Annotated in this window: 1 protein-coding gene; it reads right to left on the reverse strand. The window is 72.1% G+C overall.

The annotated features are described in order from the left end of the window. Positions 1–55 precede the first annotated feature (55 nt). Entirely contained in the window at positions 56–904 is an 849-nt protein-coding gene (locus FNQ90_RS23520; RefSeq protein WP_182608190.1) for a GntR family transcriptional regulator, read from the reverse strand. Positions 905–1,318 lie beyond the last annotated feature (414 nt).

A 1,318-nucleotide genomic window follows, 5' to 3' on the forward strand; every position in this document is an offset into this window, starting at 1 on the left:
GTGCGGACCTCGTTGGTGACGCGGCCGTGTTCGCGCAGGGTTTCCGCGAGCCCCATCAGGCGGTCCAGCCCGTGCGGGTACTTCTCGGCGACCACCACCGTGCCGACGCCGGGAAGACGCTCCACCGGTGCAGCAGACCGCTCATCGTGATGCGGTCGCCGCGGAAGCGGATGAACTCCAGGTCGACGGGGCGGCCGTCGGCGAAGTGGGTGAGCCGTTCCAGCATCAGGACGGCGGCACCGCGCGGCGCCTGGAGCACGGCGGCGGAATGGGCGTCCGCGTTGACCGCTTCCAGCGTGATGTCGGCGTGTCCCAGGCGTTGGCCGGTGAGGGACTCCAGGAGGCGGAAAACATCGGTGGTCTCCAGATCGCAGTCGAGCAGGGTGGCGCCGACGTCCAGGGGGAGGTAGGTGAGGTCCAGGGACAGGGGGAGGCCGTTCAGGCGGCGCAGACGTTCGATGTAGAGGACGTCGGTGCCGGGCGGGACGCGGAGACGTTCGGCGACCGGGGCGGGAGCCGGGGTCGGGCCCATGGTGCGGACCTCGTTGGTGACGCGGCCGTGTTCGCGCAGGGTTTCCGCGAGCCCCATCAGGCGGTCCAGCCCGTGCGGGTACTTCTCGGCGACCACCACCGTGCCGACGCCGGGAAGACGCTCCACCAGGCCCTCGGTCCGCAGGAGGTCGAGGGCCTGGCGGACGGTGTTGCGCGAGGCCCGGTACTCGGTGGCGAGAGTCGACTCGTGCGGCAGGGTGCCGGTCGGGAAACCCTCGCCGAGAAGCTGGTGGCGCAGCAGGTCGGCCAACTGGCGCGCCCGGTCCGCGCGCAGCCGACGCCGTGTGCGCCGGGCGGCGACGGTGGCCGCGCCCCGGCCGGCGTGGTCTCGGATGCGTTCGGCGGATGGCATGTTCGGAACCATACCGATCCGATAGGGATAGTGGTGTTGCGGAAATGTTGCGCCACCCCATGCCCTGCCCTGTGTGTCGCCGACCTGGGCTTTCGGCGGATGGAATGGGGAATCCGCCGGAGTCCGCCACTACCGCGCGGGAGGGTTTTGCTCTCCTTCCGGCCGCCGTGCCGGGCGGAAGCGCGGCCGACGCGGACGCTTGCCCCCGATGTCGATGGCGGGAAGTCCGCCCTCGGTCACGGCGGGGGGATGGCTGTGTCGACCTTCGCGCGGTACGACCCCGGTTCCTCGACCGGCTCCGCGTCGGGCAGGGTGCGCACCGGATGGGACACCGGACCCCGGGGGAAGCGGATGCGGACGGTGCCGTGCCCCGCCGCACGCCGCCCCTTCTTCCCGCCGAGCGCTCTCCCGGCT

Origin of the sequence: Streptomyces alkaliphilus (assembly GCF_014141535.1) — a bacterium.
Taxonomy (GTDB): domain Bacteria; phylum Actinomycetota; class Actinomycetes; order Streptomycetales; family Streptomycetaceae; genus Streptomyces; species Streptomyces alkaliphilus.